At 53.8% G+C, this 16041-nt stretch carries 17 protein-coding genes and 1 tRNA gene; 13 read left to right on the top strand and 5 right to left on the bottom strand.

The genetic code is table 11. The features are described from left to right. Nucleotides 1-31: 31 nt before the first annotated feature. From H9646_RS08985 to H9646_RS08965, 5 genes are read right to left on the bottom strand one after another with little or no spacing between them, the layout of a single operon-like run. On the bottom strand, nucleotides 32-787 hold the full coding sequence (locus tag H9646_RS08985; RefSeq protein ID WP_370551186.1) for a pilus assembly PilX family protein: 756 nt from the start codon (nucleotides 785-787) through the stop codon (nucleotides 32-34). A 22-nt stretch (nucleotides 788-809) separates the two neighbouring features. Further along, a complete protein-coding gene (locus tag H9646_RS08980) occupies nucleotides 810-1706 on the bottom strand; it encodes a PilW family protein (RefSeq protein ID WP_191723263.1) in 897 nt (298 codons plus the stop codon). Between the two features lie 34 nt (nucleotides 1707-1740). After that, the gene (pilV, locus tag H9646_RS08975) at nucleotides 1741-2370 is read right to left on the bottom strand and encodes a type IV pilus modification protein PilV (RefSeq protein WP_191723026.1); all 630 of its coding nucleotides are present in this window, start codon (nucleotides 2368-2370) and stop codon (nucleotides 1741-1743) included. Continuing rightward, nucleotides 2370-2942 (bottom strand): GspH/FimT family pseudopilin, encoded by a 573-nt coding sequence (locus H9646_RS08970; RefSeq protein WP_191723025.1) that lies wholly within the window; start codon nucleotides 2940-2942, stop codon nucleotides 2370-2372. The genes pilV and H9646_RS08970 overlap by 1 nt, the downstream gene beginning before the upstream one ends. A 56-nt stretch (nucleotides 2943-2998) precedes the next feature. Further along, nucleotides 2999-3631, bottom strand: coding sequence for a GspH/FimT family pseudopilin (locus tag H9646_RS08965; protein WP_225214076.1), 633 nt, complete (start codon nucleotides 3629-3631; stop codon nucleotides 2999-3001). A 217-nt stretch (nucleotides 3632-3848) separates the two neighbouring features. On the opposite strand from H9646_RS08965, the gene rpsO reads away from it, so the two are divergent. The 13 genes from rpsO (at nucleotide 3849) to nuoH (ending at nucleotide 16037) form a co-directional block, all read left to right on the top strand. After that, nucleotides 3849-4115: a 30S ribosomal protein S15 gene (gene rpsO / locus H9646_RS08960; protein WP_191723023.1), complete on the top strand. Its 267-nt coding sequence runs from the start codon at nucleotides 3849-3851 to the stop codon at nucleotides 4113-4115. Between the two features lie 227 nt (nucleotides 4116-4342). After that, complete coding sequence (gene pnp / locus H9646_RS08955; RefSeq protein WP_191723022.1) at nucleotides 4343-6583, top strand: polyribonucleotide nucleotidyltransferase; 2241 nt, start codon at nucleotides 4343-4345, stop codon at nucleotides 6581-6583. 196 nt (nucleotides 6584-6779) lie between these two features. Continuing rightward, nucleotides 6780-7523, top strand: a complete 744-nt coding sequence (gene tpiA / locus H9646_RS08950) for a triose-phosphate isomerase (RefSeq protein WP_191723021.1) — start codon at nucleotides 6780-6782, stop codon at nucleotides 7521-7523. Between the two features lie 35 nt (nucleotides 7524-7558). Then, nucleotides 7559-7927 (top strand): preprotein translocase subunit SecG, encoded by a 369-nt coding sequence (secG, locus tag H9646_RS08945; RefSeq protein WP_191723020.1) that lies wholly within the window; start codon nucleotides 7559-7561, stop codon nucleotides 7925-7927. A 129-nt stretch (nucleotides 7928-8056) separates the two neighbouring features. After that, nucleotides 8057-8141: transfer RNA gene (locus H9646_RS08940), tRNA-Leu, on the top strand. 71 nt (nucleotides 8142-8212) lie between these two features. Continuing rightward, nucleotides 8213-8572 carry an NADH-quinone oxidoreductase subunit A gene (locus H9646_RS08935; protein ID WP_191723019.1) on the top strand — a complete coding sequence of 120 codons (360 nt, stop codon included), beginning with the start codon at nucleotides 8213-8215 and terminating at the stop codon, nucleotides 8570-8572. A gap of 30 nt (nucleotides 8573-8602) precedes the next feature. Beyond that, nucleotides 8603-9082: a NuoB/complex I 20 kDa subunit family protein gene (locus H9646_RS08930; RefSeq protein ID WP_191723018.1), complete on the top strand. Its 480-nt coding sequence runs from the start codon at nucleotides 8603-8605 to the stop codon at nucleotides 9080-9082. Between the two features lie 12 nt (nucleotides 9083-9094). Continuing rightward, nucleotides 9095-9703 carry an NADH-quinone oxidoreductase subunit C gene (locus tag H9646_RS08925; protein ID WP_191723017.1) on the top strand — a complete coding sequence of 203 codons (609 nt, stop codon included), beginning with the start codon at nucleotides 9095-9097 and terminating at the stop codon, nucleotides 9701-9703. Between the two features lie 30 nt (nucleotides 9704-9733). Continuing rightward, nucleotides 9734-10987 carry an NADH-quinone oxidoreductase subunit D gene (locus H9646_RS08920; RefSeq protein WP_191723016.1) on the top strand — a complete coding sequence of 418 codons (1254 nt, stop codon included), beginning with the start codon at nucleotides 9734-9736 and terminating at the stop codon, nucleotides 10985-10987. Continuing rightward, the gene (gene nuoE, locus H9646_RS08915; protein WP_191723015.1) at nucleotides 10984-11475 is read left to right on the top strand and encodes an NADH-quinone oxidoreductase subunit NuoE; all 492 of its coding nucleotides are present in this window, start codon (nucleotides 10984-10986) and stop codon (nucleotides 11473-11475) included. The genes H9646_RS08920 and nuoE overlap by 4 nt, the downstream gene beginning before the upstream one ends. After that, nucleotides 11472-12830 (top strand): NADH-quinone oxidoreductase subunit NuoF, encoded by a 1359-nt coding sequence (gene nuoF / locus H9646_RS08910; RefSeq protein WP_191723014.1) that lies wholly within the window; start codon nucleotides 11472-11474, stop codon nucleotides 12828-12830. The genes nuoE and nuoF overlap by 4 nt, the downstream gene beginning before the upstream one ends. A 13-nt stretch (nucleotides 12831-12843) precedes the next feature. After that, nucleotides 12844-14964, top strand: coding sequence for an NADH-quinone oxidoreductase subunit NuoG (nuoG, locus tag H9646_RS08905; RefSeq protein ID WP_191723013.1), 2121 nt, complete (start codon nucleotides 12844-12846; stop codon nucleotides 14962-14964). Beyond that, nucleotides 14961-16037, top strand: coding sequence for an NADH-quinone oxidoreductase subunit NuoH (gene nuoH / locus H9646_RS08900; RefSeq protein WP_191723012.1), 1077 nt, complete (start codon nucleotides 14961-14963; stop codon nucleotides 16035-16037). The genes nuoG and nuoH overlap by 4 nt, the downstream gene beginning before the upstream one ends. Nucleotides 16038-16041 lie beyond the last annotated feature (4 nt).

Below are 16041 nucleotides of genomic sequence, written 5' to 3'. Positions count from 1 at the left end.
TGAATATAGGCAGATAAAGAAAGCAGTGGAACTAATCTTTTCGCCTCTGGCGCGCATAGGTTTGCTGCAGTACTACCAAGGTATTAGGCTTGAGCCCATGTGCCAAGGCAGTGATGCGGTACACCACATAGATATCGAGGCTCAGGTCTAAAAGGTTATTGGCTTCATTTGGAAGGAGTCCGGAGCCGCCTGCGCCTTGTAAGTAGGGCAAAACTTCAATCCAGTACCAGCCGCCACGCCCTGCAGCTTTTTCAGCAAGAATGGGGTTGCTTGCGTCACCGGTAGCAGCGCCGGTGTACTGGCCATAGCGCGCACCAATAGGCGTTCCGTCGCTGTGCAAACTTTCCATTTGCGCCAGGGTGATGCCCTTCTTTTCATCGGTGTTGTTCCAGAAGTCTTGTTCCGCTGTGCGTTTGGCGCACAGTGCATAGCGGCATTTCATTGCGCCACCATTGCTGTCTAGTTGCGCAAGCAAAATGCCGATGTCTTGCTCTTCAGAGGGAATCTTTGTAACTTCATCGCCTTTGCGGCAGAGCGTGGGTTGATCTGTATTACTCTCGCATGCACTTCCATTGGCTTGCTCTCGGCGAATATCTAATTCTGCGTCTTGTAATAATGCTTGTGCTGCTTCAAAAGCACGCTGGTAATCTGCATCGTTTCCAACAATCATTTCGTTAAACCATGCCGTGCGTGATGCCCAAAGTGCCAAAAGCATCGAAAGCATGACAAAAATGATCACAATAAACAGGGCTACGCCGCGCTGCTGTGAAGGAGGTGGGGAATGCATATGGCGCATGGTGATGCGAGGGTTAGTTGCTTGCCTGTAATAGCCCTTGGCTACGCAGCTGAAACACGGTGCGGAAAGTCTTGTGAATGCGGCGTGTGCGCGGAGCATCCAGCGTCGTCATGTCGATTTCGGCAATAGAGCCATCAGCGGCAGGGCAGTCTGAATAAGAACTGCCTGCAGGCATATCAATGACTTCATTGCCATAAAGCACCAAACACACTTCAATGGCAAATACGTTGTTCCATTGGCTGCCAACAGTGGCTGCGTTGACATATTGCATTTTTGGATCCCCGTGTGGGGTTGTCTGCAGCAGGTAGCGTGTTTGAAAATTAGCTACGTTATCCACAATAGGTTGAGCATCCCCTTGCCCTGCACAGAGTAATTCGTTGTTACGCAAAACGAAGTGACTTTGAATTAGGGTGGCACTACCATTCTCTCCAAGACAGTTGCGTAGCAAGGATGCGCGTTTGTTCGCTGCAGTTGCGGTGTGAAGCTGTTCTGTGTAATTGCGGTAGCCGACTGAAAGGCTGAATTCGTTCTCGTTTGGTGAATCTTTACCACTCAAAATATCGATCATTGGATCGAACCCTTCAGCCTTGGTTTCAAAGGCCACCGGGTCCGTAATATCGATGACAGCATCTTCAGTTTTTTGCGCAGCAAGATTAAGGCGCATTGAGCCTGTTTGCCTTAATTGCTGAGCGAAAACACGAAAAGCGTAAGCTGACTGCTGCTGCAACTGGCTTGAGTCTGTGACCGTGGCAGTCACACTGCGCGAAGTCATTAATGCCCCCATTGCCACAGCGATGGTCAAAAGACCAATAGATAGACCAACTAGCAGCTCAATCAGAGACAGGCCGCTTTGCTTGCGTCGTTCAATGTGCCGGTATTGCTGGGGCAGTGAAACAAGCGAGATTGACATAAAAATGCTTTTTAGAGGCTGATATTGTGAATATTTAAGAACCAGGGCAGAATATTTGTACATTGGTGCCCGCGAAATAGGGGGCGCAACGGGCTACCACGGGTATAAATTGCAGATGACATGTTTGATTGACCGGGCAGCTCATGGCTTTACCGCTGCCTGTGCTTGCATTTAAGGGGTTGAGATAACCGTCTGCATCTTCGCTTTCTTTATCGATACTTTCGTTTTCACGCCAACTGATCATGACGCCTAACTGTCGGCGGTTATCTGCCAGGACTTCGTCTTCTGTGTAAAAAACGCTTGCGTCACCATTTGGCAGCGTGTTGCGCACTTGTGCTTTCCATTGTTCGATATCAAAGCCGGCAAGTTCAGTATGTCCACACGCGGTAGTGTTGCAGTCGATCTGGGATGTGGGTGTGTTTTCCCACCCTGTGAGGTAGTCATTTGCGCTAAGAAAAGCGTTGGGGTTGGCCATTAACCGTTCGTTAAGGTCTTCAGTCAGACGAATCGCTTGCGCTCGATACAGGCTGGTTTGAGTATTGGTCAGTGTGCGCATTTGCAGGCCCAAGATGCCTAAGATGCCCAATGCCATAACCACAATCGCAATCAGCGACTCAAGCAGCGCAAAGCCACGTTGGACAGGGGGTAAAGTTGTCTTTTTCATTATTTCTGGCAACTGACTTCATTAATGATACGGATTCGACCCCCTGAGCTCATGCACAGCGTATAGGTGTTGGAAGAGCTAACTCCTGAGTCTTTGGGAGAGAAAGTAAAACTCTTGGTATTCAACCCACTGGCCATGCCATAACGGTCTACTTTGATGTTGATGCCGCCTGATGTGTGCATGACGTTGATATTTCCGGTGAGTGAAACTTCTGAGAGCTTTGGTTCTTTTGCATTCCAGGAACCGTTGCCATTGAGATCGGCATAAACGAACCATCCGCAGCCCCATGCTTGATTGGTGCTGGCATTTTGGCAACCTTGGGTAGTGTTATTTCTTTTGCGAATGCCAATATTGCCTCCGCGCTGAATGGCTTCGGTGCGTGCAAACAGTAACGTTGATTTCAGGCTGCGGGCTGCTTCCAATACTTGCCAGCGTTCGTAAAGCTCAAAAAACTGAGGAGCTCCTAATCCGATTAATATCGATGTGATCGATAAAATAGTAAGAATCTCAACCATGGTCACACCGCGCAATGCAGATGCGTAGGAATTTGTCATGACGAGGTCGAAATTCATGTCAGATCCTTTATCTATAGCAAACGTGTTTTTTGATTGGTGGCTGCTGGTTGGCTTTAACAGTTGGAAGAAGGTTTGATTTTTTGCAGGTGGCCGCCTGGCTTGATACAGAGTATTTGGCTTTGCGTCTCAGGCTGAGAAGATGGCCGGACAGCCAGATTGAAACTATTGCTGTCACCAAGAAGCTGCATGCCGCCCCAGCGGTCCACGATGATGGCGGAGCTTTCTGCGGAGGCTGTGACAGTGAGATTGCTTAAGGCATTAACTATTTGAAGTGGCTCGCTTCCTGTGTCGGTGATGCCGTCTTGATCGCTATCAAGAGTCAGTACCCAGCCGCATTGCCATTCATTGTCAGCCGCGGGGCAGTTTTCATCTGGCGCATTGCGAATCAAAGAGATGCCACCGCCTCTGCGAATGCTTTCGTTGCGGGCAAACAGTAGTACCGATTCCAGGTCAGAGGTTGCTTGGCTGGCGCGCCAGCGTTCAATTAATGGCGTAAAGCTGGGAAGCGCAAGCCCCATTAATATGGCGACAAAAGCAATGCACACAATGAGCTCCACAAGCGTGAAGCCCAATTGCGGCAAGCACTTTTTTCTCGCGCGGGGGCGCTTCAAGGGTGTGAACATGGTTGGAAGGTTAGCTGTTGAAAGAAAAAAAATGCCCGCCAGCAGACTGATGGATGCATGCAAGGAGATGAGCGGTCAAAAAGCATGCGGTGTATGCCTGGCCTGAGGGGCCCGGCGAGAGCATAAGCAATTCACTGGGGCAGTAGTGAATATGGAATCGGCTACAATAAAAGAGTTTTGCATGGTGCAAGACGCACGCCGCAGGCCGTTCCAGCCCACGGCGCAAGTCACCTAGGTGGTTCTGACGGGTTCAGATACCACCACAGATAAGGAAATCAAAATGATCGCTGCCTCTATCAAGGCTGAAGTTGTTAAAGCCAACGCTCGTTCCGAAAACGACACTGGTAGCCCAGAAGTGCAAGTTGCACTGCTGACAGCCCGCATCAACGAACTGACTCCCCACTTCAAGGCTAACGCTAAAGACCACCACGGTCGTCGCGGTCTGCTGCGCATGGTGAGCCGTCGTCGCAAGCTGCTGGACTACCTGAAGGGTAAGGACGCAGATCGTTACACTGCTTTGATCGCTAAGCTGGGCCTGCGTAAGTAAGCACGGTGCAAGATCAAAACGCCTGAGTTAGTACACCTAGCTCAGGCGTTTTTTACTTTGGAGTTTGTTAAAACAGAGCGAAGCTGTGTCATTCCAGAAGCGTTTTTAAATATGAATGCTATGTTATTTGTAGCTATAAACGCGCTTCTGGAATGGCATCGTGTTCTGTTTAACCTCCAAAACATTGCTGGACATACGCTGCCAGCTATTCCATTAGGAGTAAACACATGACAATGTTCAATAAAGTAACAAAGACATTCCAGTGGGGCCAGCACACGGTCACGATGGAAACAGGTGAAATCGCTCGCCAAGCCTCCGGCGCTGTGTTGGTCAATATTGACGACACCGTGGTGCTGGCTACTGTTGTGGGTTCCAAGATTGCCAAGTCGGGCCAGGACTTCTTCCCCCTGACGGTTGACTACATCGAAAAGACATACGCCGCCGGCAAGATCCCCGGTAGCTTCTTTAAGCGCGAAGCCAAGCCTTCGGAGCTGGAGACGCTGACTTCGCGTTTGATCGATCGTCCTATTCGCCCTCTGTTCCCGGAAGGTTTCTATAACGACGTGCATGTGGTCATCCACACCATCTCGTTGAACCCCGAGGTGGATGCCGACATTGCTGCAATGATCGCTGTGTCTGCTGCACTGTCTGTGTCGGGTCTGCCCTTCAATGGTCCTATTGGTGCAGCCCGCGTGGGTTGCATCAATGGCGAATACGTACTGAACCCCGGTCAGACCCAGCGCAAGGATTCGCTGATGGATCTGGTTGTCGCAGGTACTGAGTCTGCCGTGCTGATGGTGGAATCCGAAGCGCAGCAGCTGCCTGAAGAAGTGATGCTGGGTGCTGTGGTTTATGGCCACGAGCAAAGCCAGATTGCCATCAACGCCATTCACGACCTGGTGCGTGAAGGCGGAAAGCCCGTCTGGGAGTGGACTGCTCCCGCCAAGGATGATGCACTGATTGCCAAGGTGGCTGAACTGGGTGAAGCCAAGCTGCGCGCCGCGTACCAAGAGCGCAACAAGCAAGTGCGCACGCACGCTTGTCGTCTGGCTTATGCTGAAGTGAAGGCTGGCCTGACTGAGCAAGGTGTGGCATTTGATGGCGTCAAGGTCGAGAGCATGCTGTTCGACATCGAAGCCAACATTGTGCGTTCGCAGATTTTGGCTGGTGAGCCTCGTATTGACGGTCGTGATACACGCACGGTGCGTCCTATCGAAATTCGTAACTCGGTGCTGCCCCGTACCCATGGTTCGGCCCTGTTTACGCGTGGCGAAACCCAGGCCCTGGTGATCTCCACACTGGGTACCGAGCGCGACGCACAGCGTATTGATGCGCTGGCAGGTGAGTTTGAAGATACCTTCTTGTTCCACTACAACATGCCTCCCTTTGCCACTGGTGAGGTGGGTCGCATGGGGTCGACCAAGCGCCGCGAAATCGGCCATGGTCGTCTGGCCAAGCGCGCTTTGGCCGCTTGCTTGCCTAGCAAGGAAGAGTTTCCCTACACCATCCGCGTGGTGTCGGAAATCACTGAATCCAACGGCTCATCGTCGATGGCATCGGTGTGTGGCGGCTGCTTGTCCATGATGGATGCGGGCGTGCCCATGAAGGCGCACGTGGCTGGTATCGCCATGGGTCTGATCAAGGATGGCAATCGATTTGCCGTGCTGACCGACATTCTGGGCGACGAAGATCATCTGGGTGACATGGACTTCAAGGTGGCAGGTACTACCAACGGTATTACAGCTCTGCAGATGGACATCAAGATCCAAGGTATCACCAAGGAGATCATGCAAGTGGCGCTGGCGCAGGCCAAGGAAGCGCGCATGCACATCCTGGGCAAGATGCAAGAAGCTATGGGTGAAGCCAAGACCGAAGTTTCTGACTTTGCTCCTAAGTTGTTCACCATGAAGATCAACCCAGAGAAGATTCGTGATGTGATCGGTAAGGGCGGTGCCACTATCCGTGCGCTGACCGAAGAAACCGGCACGCAAATCAATATCGCTGAAGACGGCACGATCACTATTGCTGCTACAGACGGTGCCAAGGCTGAAGCTGCCAAGCTGCGTATCGAGCAGATCACCGCTGAAGTGGAGATCGGCAAGATCTACGAAGGCCCGATCGTCAAGATCTTGGAATTCGGTGCTCTGGTGAATCTGCTGCCCGGCAAGGATGGTCTGCTGCATATCAGCCAGATCGCCCACGAACGTGTAGAGAAGGTTACCGACTACCTGCAAGAAGGCCAAGTGGTCAAGGTTAAGGTGCTGGAGACTGACGACAAGGGCCGTGTCAAGCTGTCCATGAAGGCTTTGATCGAGCGCCCAGCTGGCGAGCAGCAGCAGCGCGGTGATCGTCCTGCACCTGCAGAGCGTCAGTTCCGTGAACCACGTCAGCCACGCGAGCAGCGCGCGCCCCGTGCCGAGCAAAACGGTGGTGACGAAGTTGACCAGCAGCAACAGCAGCAGCAATAAAGTCTAGGCTTTAGTGCGCAATTGCTACATGGTTACAGGCAATGTTTGTAATCTGTAGCAGTGCTGTTGGACAGTGAGCCTCTAGTGCTTTCTGAAAAGGATTTAAGCCGTACTTGGTTTAAATCCTTTTTGTGCAAGGTGCATGGGCTTGCTGCCTGATACTGTGATCAATCCATCTTGATGATGTTGTGACTCCATGAAGAAACTGATTGTTGGCAATTGGAAAATGAATGGCAGTCTGCAGGCTAATGCAGACTTGGTTTCGGCAGTGCTTCAGGGGCTGCCCTCGCCCTTGAGCTGTGGTGTTGGTGTGGCGGTCCCGGCCGTCTATTTGGCGCAAGTGCAAGCACTGGTCCAGGGCACCGGTGTGGCGTTGGCGGCGCAAGATGTCTCGCAGCATGAAAAGGGCGCCTATACGGGTGAAACGTCCGCCAGCATGCTGCAGGATGTAGGGGTTCGTTATGTCTTGGTCGGGCACTCTGAGCGCCGCCAATATCATGGCGAGACGGATGCCATGGTTGCGGCCAAGGCCCAGGCTGCGCTAGCGAAGGGTGTGACGCCCATTGTGTGCGTGGGTGAAACCCTGGACGAGCGTGAGGCCGGGCAAACCGAGCAAGTGGTCAAGCGTCAGCTGGCCGCGGTCATTCACCATGTAGGCCATTGCACCAGTGAGTTGGTTGTAGCCTACGAGCCTGTGTGGGCGATTGGTACTGGCAAGACAGCAACGCCAGAGCAGGCGCAGGCCGTGCATGCGGTGTTGCGTGCGCAGCTTGCTGCAGCGACTGAACACGCTGCGCGCATGCCGCTGCTTTACGGCGGCAGCATGAATGCAGCCAACGCCGCACAGCTGCTTTCGCAGGCGGACATTGATGGTGGTTTGGTGGGCGGCGCCTCACTGAAGGCCGCTGACTTTTTGCAGATAATTGCGGCCGCCAACTGATTGGCGTGCTGAGTGCGTTTAACTGAGGAGTAAAAATGAGCGCGTTTGCGACATTGATTTTGGCTGTGCAGATGTTGACAGCCTTGGCCATGATTGGCTTGATCTTGATTCAGCACGGCAAGGGTGCGGATATGGGGGCTGCGTTTGGCAGCGGCACATCGGGCAGCTTGTTTGGTGCTAGCGGCAGTGCCAACTTCCTGTCGCGCAGTACAGGTGTTCTGGCGACAGTATTCTTTGTGTCGACACTTGCGCTGGCCTATCTGGGCAACGCTCGCCCTGTGAGCACTGGCAGTGTTTTGGAAAGTGTTCCAGTTCCTGCGGTGACTGCTCCTGCAGCGCCCGCGGTGGACAGCACGATACCTGTTGCTCCCGTGCAAGGTGCGGAACAGGTTCCTGCTAAATAATTGGATCAAACGCCTGATGAATGCTGTGGCGCAGCATTTTTCAGGCTAGAATCCAAAGGTTGCTTGGAAAGCGATAGCCCTGTTAGAGGGGGCTCCTCATGCTATCCAAGTGATTTGAGACTTAAAAATGCCGTCGTGGTGGAATTGGTAGACACGCTATCTTGAGGGGGTAGTGGCGAAAGCTGTGCGAGTTCGAGTCTCGCCGACGGCACCATCAAAATACAGCCTGCCCATGATCAGGCAGTGGTCGAGGGCAAGGTCAACAAGCGGAAAACGCGACCTCACATGAACCTCGAGCAATATCTCCCGGTCCTGCTTTTCATCTTAGTAGGCATCGCTGTGGGAGTCGTTCCACTTATTCTTGGCTATGTACTGGGCCCAAATCGCCCTGATGCCGCCAAAAACTCCCCATACGAATGCGGCTTTGAAGCCTTTGAAGATGCGCGCATGAAGTTCGATGTGCGCTTCTATCTCATCGCCATTCTGTTTATCTTGTTTGATCTGGAAATCGCTTTCCTGTTGCCTTGGGCCGTTGCGCTGCAAGACGTCGGCATGGCTGGTTTCGTCGCTGTTCTCATTTTCCTGACCGTTCTTGTCGTAGGTTTTGCTTACGAATGGAAAAAGGGCGCCCTGGATTGGGAATAAGTACACGCACTCCTCAAATAAGGACACACGATGATTGAAGGCGTGATGAAAGAAGGCTTTGTCACCACCAGCTATGACGCTGTGGTGAACTGGGCAAAGACTGGCTCGATTTGGCCCATGACTTTTGGTCTGGCCTGTTGTGCTGTAGAGATGATGCATTCAGCGGCCGCTCGCTACGATTTGGCGCGCTTTGGAGCAGAGGTGTTTCGCCCGTCGCCCCGCCAGTCTGACTTGATGATTGTGGCGGGCACGTTGTGCAACAAGATGGCTCCGGCGCTGCGCAAGGTATATGACCAGATGTCAGAGCCTCGCTGGGTGCTCTCTATGGGCTCTTGCGCCAACGGTGGTGGCTACTATCACTACAGCTACTCTGTGGTGCGTGGTTGTGATCGTATCGTTCCGGTAGACGTCTATGTGCCTGGGTGCCCCCCCACAGCGGAAGCGCTGATCTACGGCATCATTCAGTTGCAGCAGAAAATTCGCCGCACGAACACCATCGCCCGCGTTTAAGGAGCCGAGAGGATGTCCGCTTTTGCTATTCAGCCCGAAGAGCTTCGGGGTTTGCTGTCTGCCGCTTTGGGCGACCGGGTTCGCAGCATCGCTGTAACGTTGGATGAGGTCACTGTTGAAGTGAACGCAGCCAATTATTTGGATGTCATGCGCACATTGCGTGATGCTCCCGGCTGCCAATTTGAACAATTGATTGATCTGTGCGGTGTGGATTATTCTGCCTACCAAGAAACAGGTCGTGACGGCGCTCGTTTTGCCGTGGTCTGCCATTTGCTGTCTGTAAGTTTGAACCAGCGCGTGCGAGTGCGCGTCATGTGTCCAGACGATGACATGCCTGTGGTCGCTTCTATGTGTGATCTGTGGAGCAGTGCTAACTGGTTTGAGCGTGAAGCTTTCGACCTGTTTGGCATCATTTTCGAAGGCCACCTGGATCTGCGTCGAATTTTGACAGACTACGGTTTCATCGGTCATCCATTTCGCAAGGACTTCCCGCTGTCGGGTCACGTTGAAATGACGTATGACACTGTGCAGCGACGTGTGGTCTACCAACCTGTCACGATTGAGCCGCGCGAGATCACTCCACGCATCATCCGTGAAGAGAACTACGGAGGACTGCACTAACAAGCGCATTGCGCCTGTTGGTTGACGATCATGGCTGAAATTAAAAACTATTCCATCAACTTCGGTCCTCAGCACCCGGCAGCCCACGGTGTGCTGCGTCTGGTTCTCGAGCTCGACGGCGAAGTGGTACAGCGCGCGGATCCGCACGTGGGTCTGCTGCACCGCGGTACTGAAAAACTGGCTGAGCACAAAACGTATATCCAGTCGCTGCCTTATATGGACCGGCTGGACTATGTGTCCATGATGTGCAATGAGCATGCATATTGCCTGGCTATCGAAAAGATGCTGGGCCTGGAAGTGCCCAAGCGTGCGCAGTACATCCGAGTGATGTTCAGCGAAATCACACGCTTGCTCAATCACCTCATGTGGCTGGGCTCAAACGGCATGGACTGCGGTGCTTCGACGGTGCTGATGTGGACATTCCGTGAGCGTGAAGACCTGTTTGACATGTATGAGGCGGTTTCTGGCGCACGCATGCATGCAGCTTACTTCCGTCCGGGTGGCGTGTATCGCGATTTGCCTGACACCATGCCGCAGTTCAAAGCGAGCAAGGTGCGCAATGCCAAGGGAATTGAAAAACTCAATGCCAACCGCCAAGGTTCGTTGCTGGATTTCATTGAAGACTTTACCAATCGCTTTCCCGCGTGCGTGGATGAGTACGAGTCGTTGCTCACTGACAACCGTATCTGGAAGCAGCGTATGGTTGGGATTGGGGTAGTGACGCCTGAGCGCGCCTTGAACATGGGCTTCACAGGACCCATGCTGCGTGGTTCTGGCGTTGCCTGGGATCTGCGCAAGAAGCAGCCCTATGAGGTGTACAGCGAGCTGGACTTCGACATTCCGGTGGGTAAAACCGGTGACTGCTATGACCGCTATTTGGTGCGTGTCGCAGAAATGCGCCAATCCAATGAACTGATCAAGCAATGTATCAAGTGGCTGCGTGCCAACCCCGGGCCGGTGATTACTGAAAATCACAAGATTGCGCCTCCAGCCCGCGAGGACATGAAGTCCAACATGGAGTCGTTGATTCACCACTTCAAGCTGTTTACCGAAGGCTTCCGTGTACCGGAAGGCGAGGCTTATGCTGCGGTTGAGCATCCCAAGGGTGAATTCGGTATTTACATGGTAAGTGATGGCGCAAACAAGCCTTATCGCTTGAAAATTCGCGCCCCTGGGTTCGCCCACTTGGCGATGATGGACGAAGTGGTCAGTGGCCACATGCTGTCCGACGTGGTGGCCATCATTGGCACCATGGATATCGTGTTCGGAGAGATTGACCGATGATTACTGAAGCGACCAAAGCGCGTTTTGCGCGTGAAGTGGCCAAGTACCCGGCTGACCAGAAGCAATCTGCAGTGATGGCATGTTTGACTATCGTGCAGCAAGAGCTGGGTTGGGTAAGCCCTGAAAGCGAGGCGGTGATCGCCGACGTGTTGGACATGCCTGAGATCGCAGTGCACGAAGTCACTACGTTCTACAACATGTACAACCAAAAGCCTGTGGGCAAGTACAAGCTGAATGTCTGCACCAACTTGCCTTGCCAGTTGCGTGATGGCTATAAAGCCTTGCATCACCTTGAGTCCAAGCTGGGCATCAAGATGGGTGAGACCACAGCAGATGGCATGTTCACATTGCAGCAGTCTGAGTGCCTGGGCGCCTGCGCTGACTCTCCAGTGATGCTGGTCAATGACCGATGCATGTGCAGCTTGATGAGCAATGACAAGCTGGACGAGCTGGTTGACGGTTTGCGCGCTGCGGAGGGACAAGCATGACTATCTCTGCACAAGACGTCTTGGCCAAGTTCGTGGCCTCGGGCAAGGAAACCTGTTTCCATGACCGTCACATTGATCCTCAAATCTATGCGGGCCTCAATGGCAGCAACTGGTCTATCAAGGACTATGAAGCACGCGGTGGATACCAAGCGCTGCGCAAATTGCTGGGTATGGATGGTGGCAATGGCCTGACGCAAGATGAAGTCATTGCTACGCTGAAAGAGTCGGGCTTGCGTGGTCGTGGCGGCGCAGGTTTTCCTACGGGGCTCAAGTGGAGCTTCATGCCTCGCCAATTCCCCGGTCAAAAGTATTTGGTCTGTAATTCAGATGAGGGCGAACCGGGTACGTGCAAAGACCGTGAGATCTTGGTGCATAACCCCCACATCGTGATTGAAGGCATGGCGATTGCCGCTTTCGCGATGGGCATCAATGTGGGTTACAACTATATCCACGGTGAAATCTTCCAGGCCTATGAGCGGTTTGAAGAAGCACTGCAAGAGGCTCGTGCTGCTGGCTATTTGGGTGACAACATCTTGGGCAGCAACTTCAGTTTCCAGCTGCATGCTCACCATGGTTTTGGCGCTTACATCTGCGGCGAAGAAACTGCTTTGCTGGAGTCTTTGGAAGGCAAGAAGGGTCAACCCCGTTTCAAGCCACCATTTCCTGCAAGTTTTGGTCTGTATGGAAAGCCTACGACCATTAACAACACAGAGACTTTTGCTGCTGTACCCTGGATCATTCGCAATGGCGGTGCAGCGTATCTGGCGTGTGGCAAGCCGAACAATGGCGGCACCAAGATCTATTCGGTCAGCGGTGATGTGAACCTGCCCGGGAATTATGAAGTTCCGATGGGTACACCTTTCAGCAAGTTGCTGGAGCTGGCCGGTGGTGTGCGCACTGGGCGCAAGCTTAAGGCTGTGATTCCTGGTGGATCGTCCTCGCCTGTGCTGCCGGCGGACATCATGATGGAATGCACGATGGATTACGACTCCATCTCCAAGGCAGGCTCCATGCTTGGCTCCGGGGCTGTGATCGTGATGGACGATTCGCGCGACATGGTTGAGAGTCTGTTGCGTTTGTCCTATTTCTACCAGCACGAGTCGTGCGGTCAGTGCACGCCTTGCCGTGAAGGCACGGGCTGGTTATGGCGCGTGGTTAAACGCATCCAGGAAGGCGAAGGACGTCCCGAAGATATCGAGTTGCTGGACTCCGTGTCCGTCAACATCATGGGCCGCACGATTTGTGCGCTGGGTGATGCAGCAGCAATGCCTGTGCGCGCCATGATCAAGCATTTCCGCCACGAATTTGAAGCCAAGATTGCCGCGGCTACAAAGACCGACTCCACAGTCGCCTGATCGCGAGAGACATATGGTTGAAATTGAACTAGACGGCAAGAAAGTGGAGGTCGCTCCTGGCAGCATGGTGATGCATGCTGCGGAGAAGGCCGGCACTTACATTCCGCATTTCTGTTACCACAAGAAACTTTCCATCGCTGCCAATTGCCGTATGTGCTTGGTAGAAGTGGAGAAGGCCCCTAAACCCATGCCTGCCTGTGCCACGCCAGTGACGCAAGGCATGATTGTGCGCACCAAGAGCGAAAAAGCTATCAAGGCGCAGCAGTCAGTCATGGAGTTTTTGCTCATCAATCACCCGCTCGATTGCCCTATCTGCGATCAGGGTGGTGAGTGCCAGTTGCAAGACTTGGCCGTGGGTTATGGCGGTACTGGTTCACGCTATGAAGAGGAAAAGCGTGTTGTCGCTCACAAGGATATCGGGCCACTGATCTCCATGGAGGAGATGACCCGCTGTATTCATTGCACCCGCTGCGTGCGCTTTGGCCAAGAGGTGGCCGGGGTGATGGAGCTGGGCATGGTGAACCGCGGTGAGCATTCCGAAATCACAACTGTGATTGGTGACACCGTTGATTCCGAGCTGTCGGGCAACATGATCGATTTGTGCCCTGTGGGCGCTTTGACCAGCAAGCCTTTCCGCTACAGCGCTCGTACTTGGGAGCTTTCACGCCGCAAGTCGGTGTCTCCGCATGATTCGACCGGTTCGAACCTGATTGTTCAGGTCAAGAACCACAAGGTGATGCGTGTCGTTCCTTTTGAGAACGAGGCGATCAACGAATGCTGGATTGCTGACCGTGATCGTTTTTCTTATGAAGCGCTCAACAGTGAAGAGCGCCTGACGCAGCCCATGATCAAGCAGGGTGGCGAATGGAAGACGGTGGATTGGCAAACTGCGCTGGAGTACGTTGCCAACGGCCTCAAGCAAGTGAAAGACCAGCACGGTGCGCAGAGCATTGGTGCTTTGGTGAGCCCGCACAGCACATTGGAAGAGCTGTTCTTGACGGGTCAGCTGTTGCGCGGCATGGGCAGCGACAACATTGACTGGCGTTTGCGTAATGCGCAGTTCAACGCGGCAGAAGGTGTGCGCTGGTTGGGCACATCGATTGCATCGCTGTCTGAGCTTCAGGCCGTTTTGGTTGTCGGCTCCAATCTGCGTAAAGACCACCCACTGTTTGCACAACGTATTCGCCAAGCTGCGAAAAAGGGTGCCCAGGTCTTCGCACTGAACAGCAAGGTCTATGACTGGGCCATGCCCGTTAAAGCATCTGTCGTGGCTGCTCAGGATTGGGCGCAAGCTTTGGCTGACATTGCGGCAGCTGTGGCGCAAATCAAGGGTGTGCAAGCACCAGCAGCAGCGCAGAGCAACGTGGAAGCTGACGCCATTGCACATGCACTTTTGGCTGGCGAGCGTAAAGCCGTTTTGCTGGGTAATGCTGCAGCCCACCATGCGCACGCTGATGAGCTTTTGGCCCTGGCCAACTGGATCGGTGAGCAGACAGGAGCCAGCGTTGGCTATCTGAGCGAGGCGGCCAACACCGTCGGTGCGCAATGGGTCAAGGCGCAGCCTCAGACCAGCGGTTTGAATGCTGCACAGATGATTGCTGGCGGACTCAAAGCTGCGATTTTGCTGAACACTGAGCCTGCTTTTGATTCGGCTGCTGGCCAGCAAGCACTTCAGGGTCTGAACAAGTCCGAGATGGTCGTGACACTCAGCCCCTTCAAGGCCAACATGGAAATCAGCGACGTGCTGCTGCCGATCGCGCCTTTCTCCGAGACTTCAGGTACGTTTGTGAACGCTGAGGGCCGTGTGCAAAGCTTCCATGCCGTGGTCAAGCCTTTGGCGGAAACTCGTCCAGCTTGGAAAGTGCTGCGTGTACTGGCCAACCTGCTGGGCGTGCAAGGCGTCGATTACGAGTCTTCACAAGACGTGCTGGCAATGGCGATTGGTGCAGACACCCAGGTGGTGCCTGCCCAGGCACTGAGCAACGTGACCAAGGTGGCAGTGCAAGTGCCCAGCGAAGTCGTGGCTGAACCTGCCGTGGCTAGCATTTATCAACTGGACAGCCTTGTCCGTCGTGCAACTTCGCTGCAACTGACGGCAGATGCGCGCCAGGCACAAGTGGGAGGTGCAGCATGATTGATGCACTCAAAATTTCAGGCGCTGGCCTGGTGGACGCTGCCTGGTGGACAGAGGCTGCTTGGCCCGTTATCTGGGTGCTGCTGGGCATCATCGCGATTGTTGCCCCGCTGATGATTGCGGTGGCTTACCTCACGCTGTGGGAGCGCAAGTTCCTTGGTTGGATGCAGGTGCGTCCAGGCCCTAATCGCGTGGGTCCGTGGGGCTTGCTGCAACCTATGGCTGATGGCTTGAAGCTGTTGACCAAAGAGTTGATCATGCCCACAGTGGCATCCAAGGGACTGTTCTATGTCGGTCCCGTGATGGCAATCATGCCGGCTCTGGCGGCATGGGTGGCTGTGCCTTTCGGCCCCGAAGTCGCACTGGCCAACGTGAACGCAGGTTTGCTGCTGGTCATGGCGATTACTTCTATTGAAGTGTATGGCGTGATCATTGCGGGCTGGGCTTCCAACTCCAAGTACGCCTTCTTGGGCGCGCTGCGTGCCTCGGCACAAATGATCAGCTATGAAATTGCCATGGGCTTTTGCTTCTTGGTGGTCATCATGGTGACTGGCAGCATGAATCTGACACAGATTGTGCTGAGCCAGGGTCAAGGGCAGTTTGCAGACCTGGGCCTGAGCTTCCTGTCTTGGAACTGGCTGCCGCTGCTGCCGATTTTCTTTGTGTACCTGATCTCGGGCGTTGCCGAAACCAACCGTCACCCGTTTGACGTGGTGGAAGGCGAGTCGGAAATTGTGGCGGGTCACATGGTCGAGTACTCGGGCATGGGCTTTGCGATCTTCTTCCTGGCTGAATACGCCAGCATGTGGTTGGTGTCCATTTTGGCCGTCACCATGTTCTTGGGCGGCTGGTTGCCACCGGTGGAAGCCTTGTCCTTTATTCCCGGCTGGATCTGGCTGGCTGCAAAGACAGCTTTCGTGGTCAGCTTGTTTATCTGGATTCGAGCGACCTTCCCACGCTTTCGCTATGACCAAATCATGCGTCTGGGCTGGAAGATCTTTATCCCTGTCACCTTGGTGTGGCTGGTCATCGTGGGTGCTTGGTTGCACTCGCCTTGGAACATTTGGAATTAAGCGG

The sequence above is a fragment of the Comamonas avium genome (assembly GCF_014836675.1).
Lineage (GTDB): Bacteria > Pseudomonadota > Gammaproteobacteria > Burkholderiales > Burkholderiaceae_C > Comamonas > Comamonas avium.
This window is presented reverse-complemented; position numbering and strand designations above follow the sequence as displayed.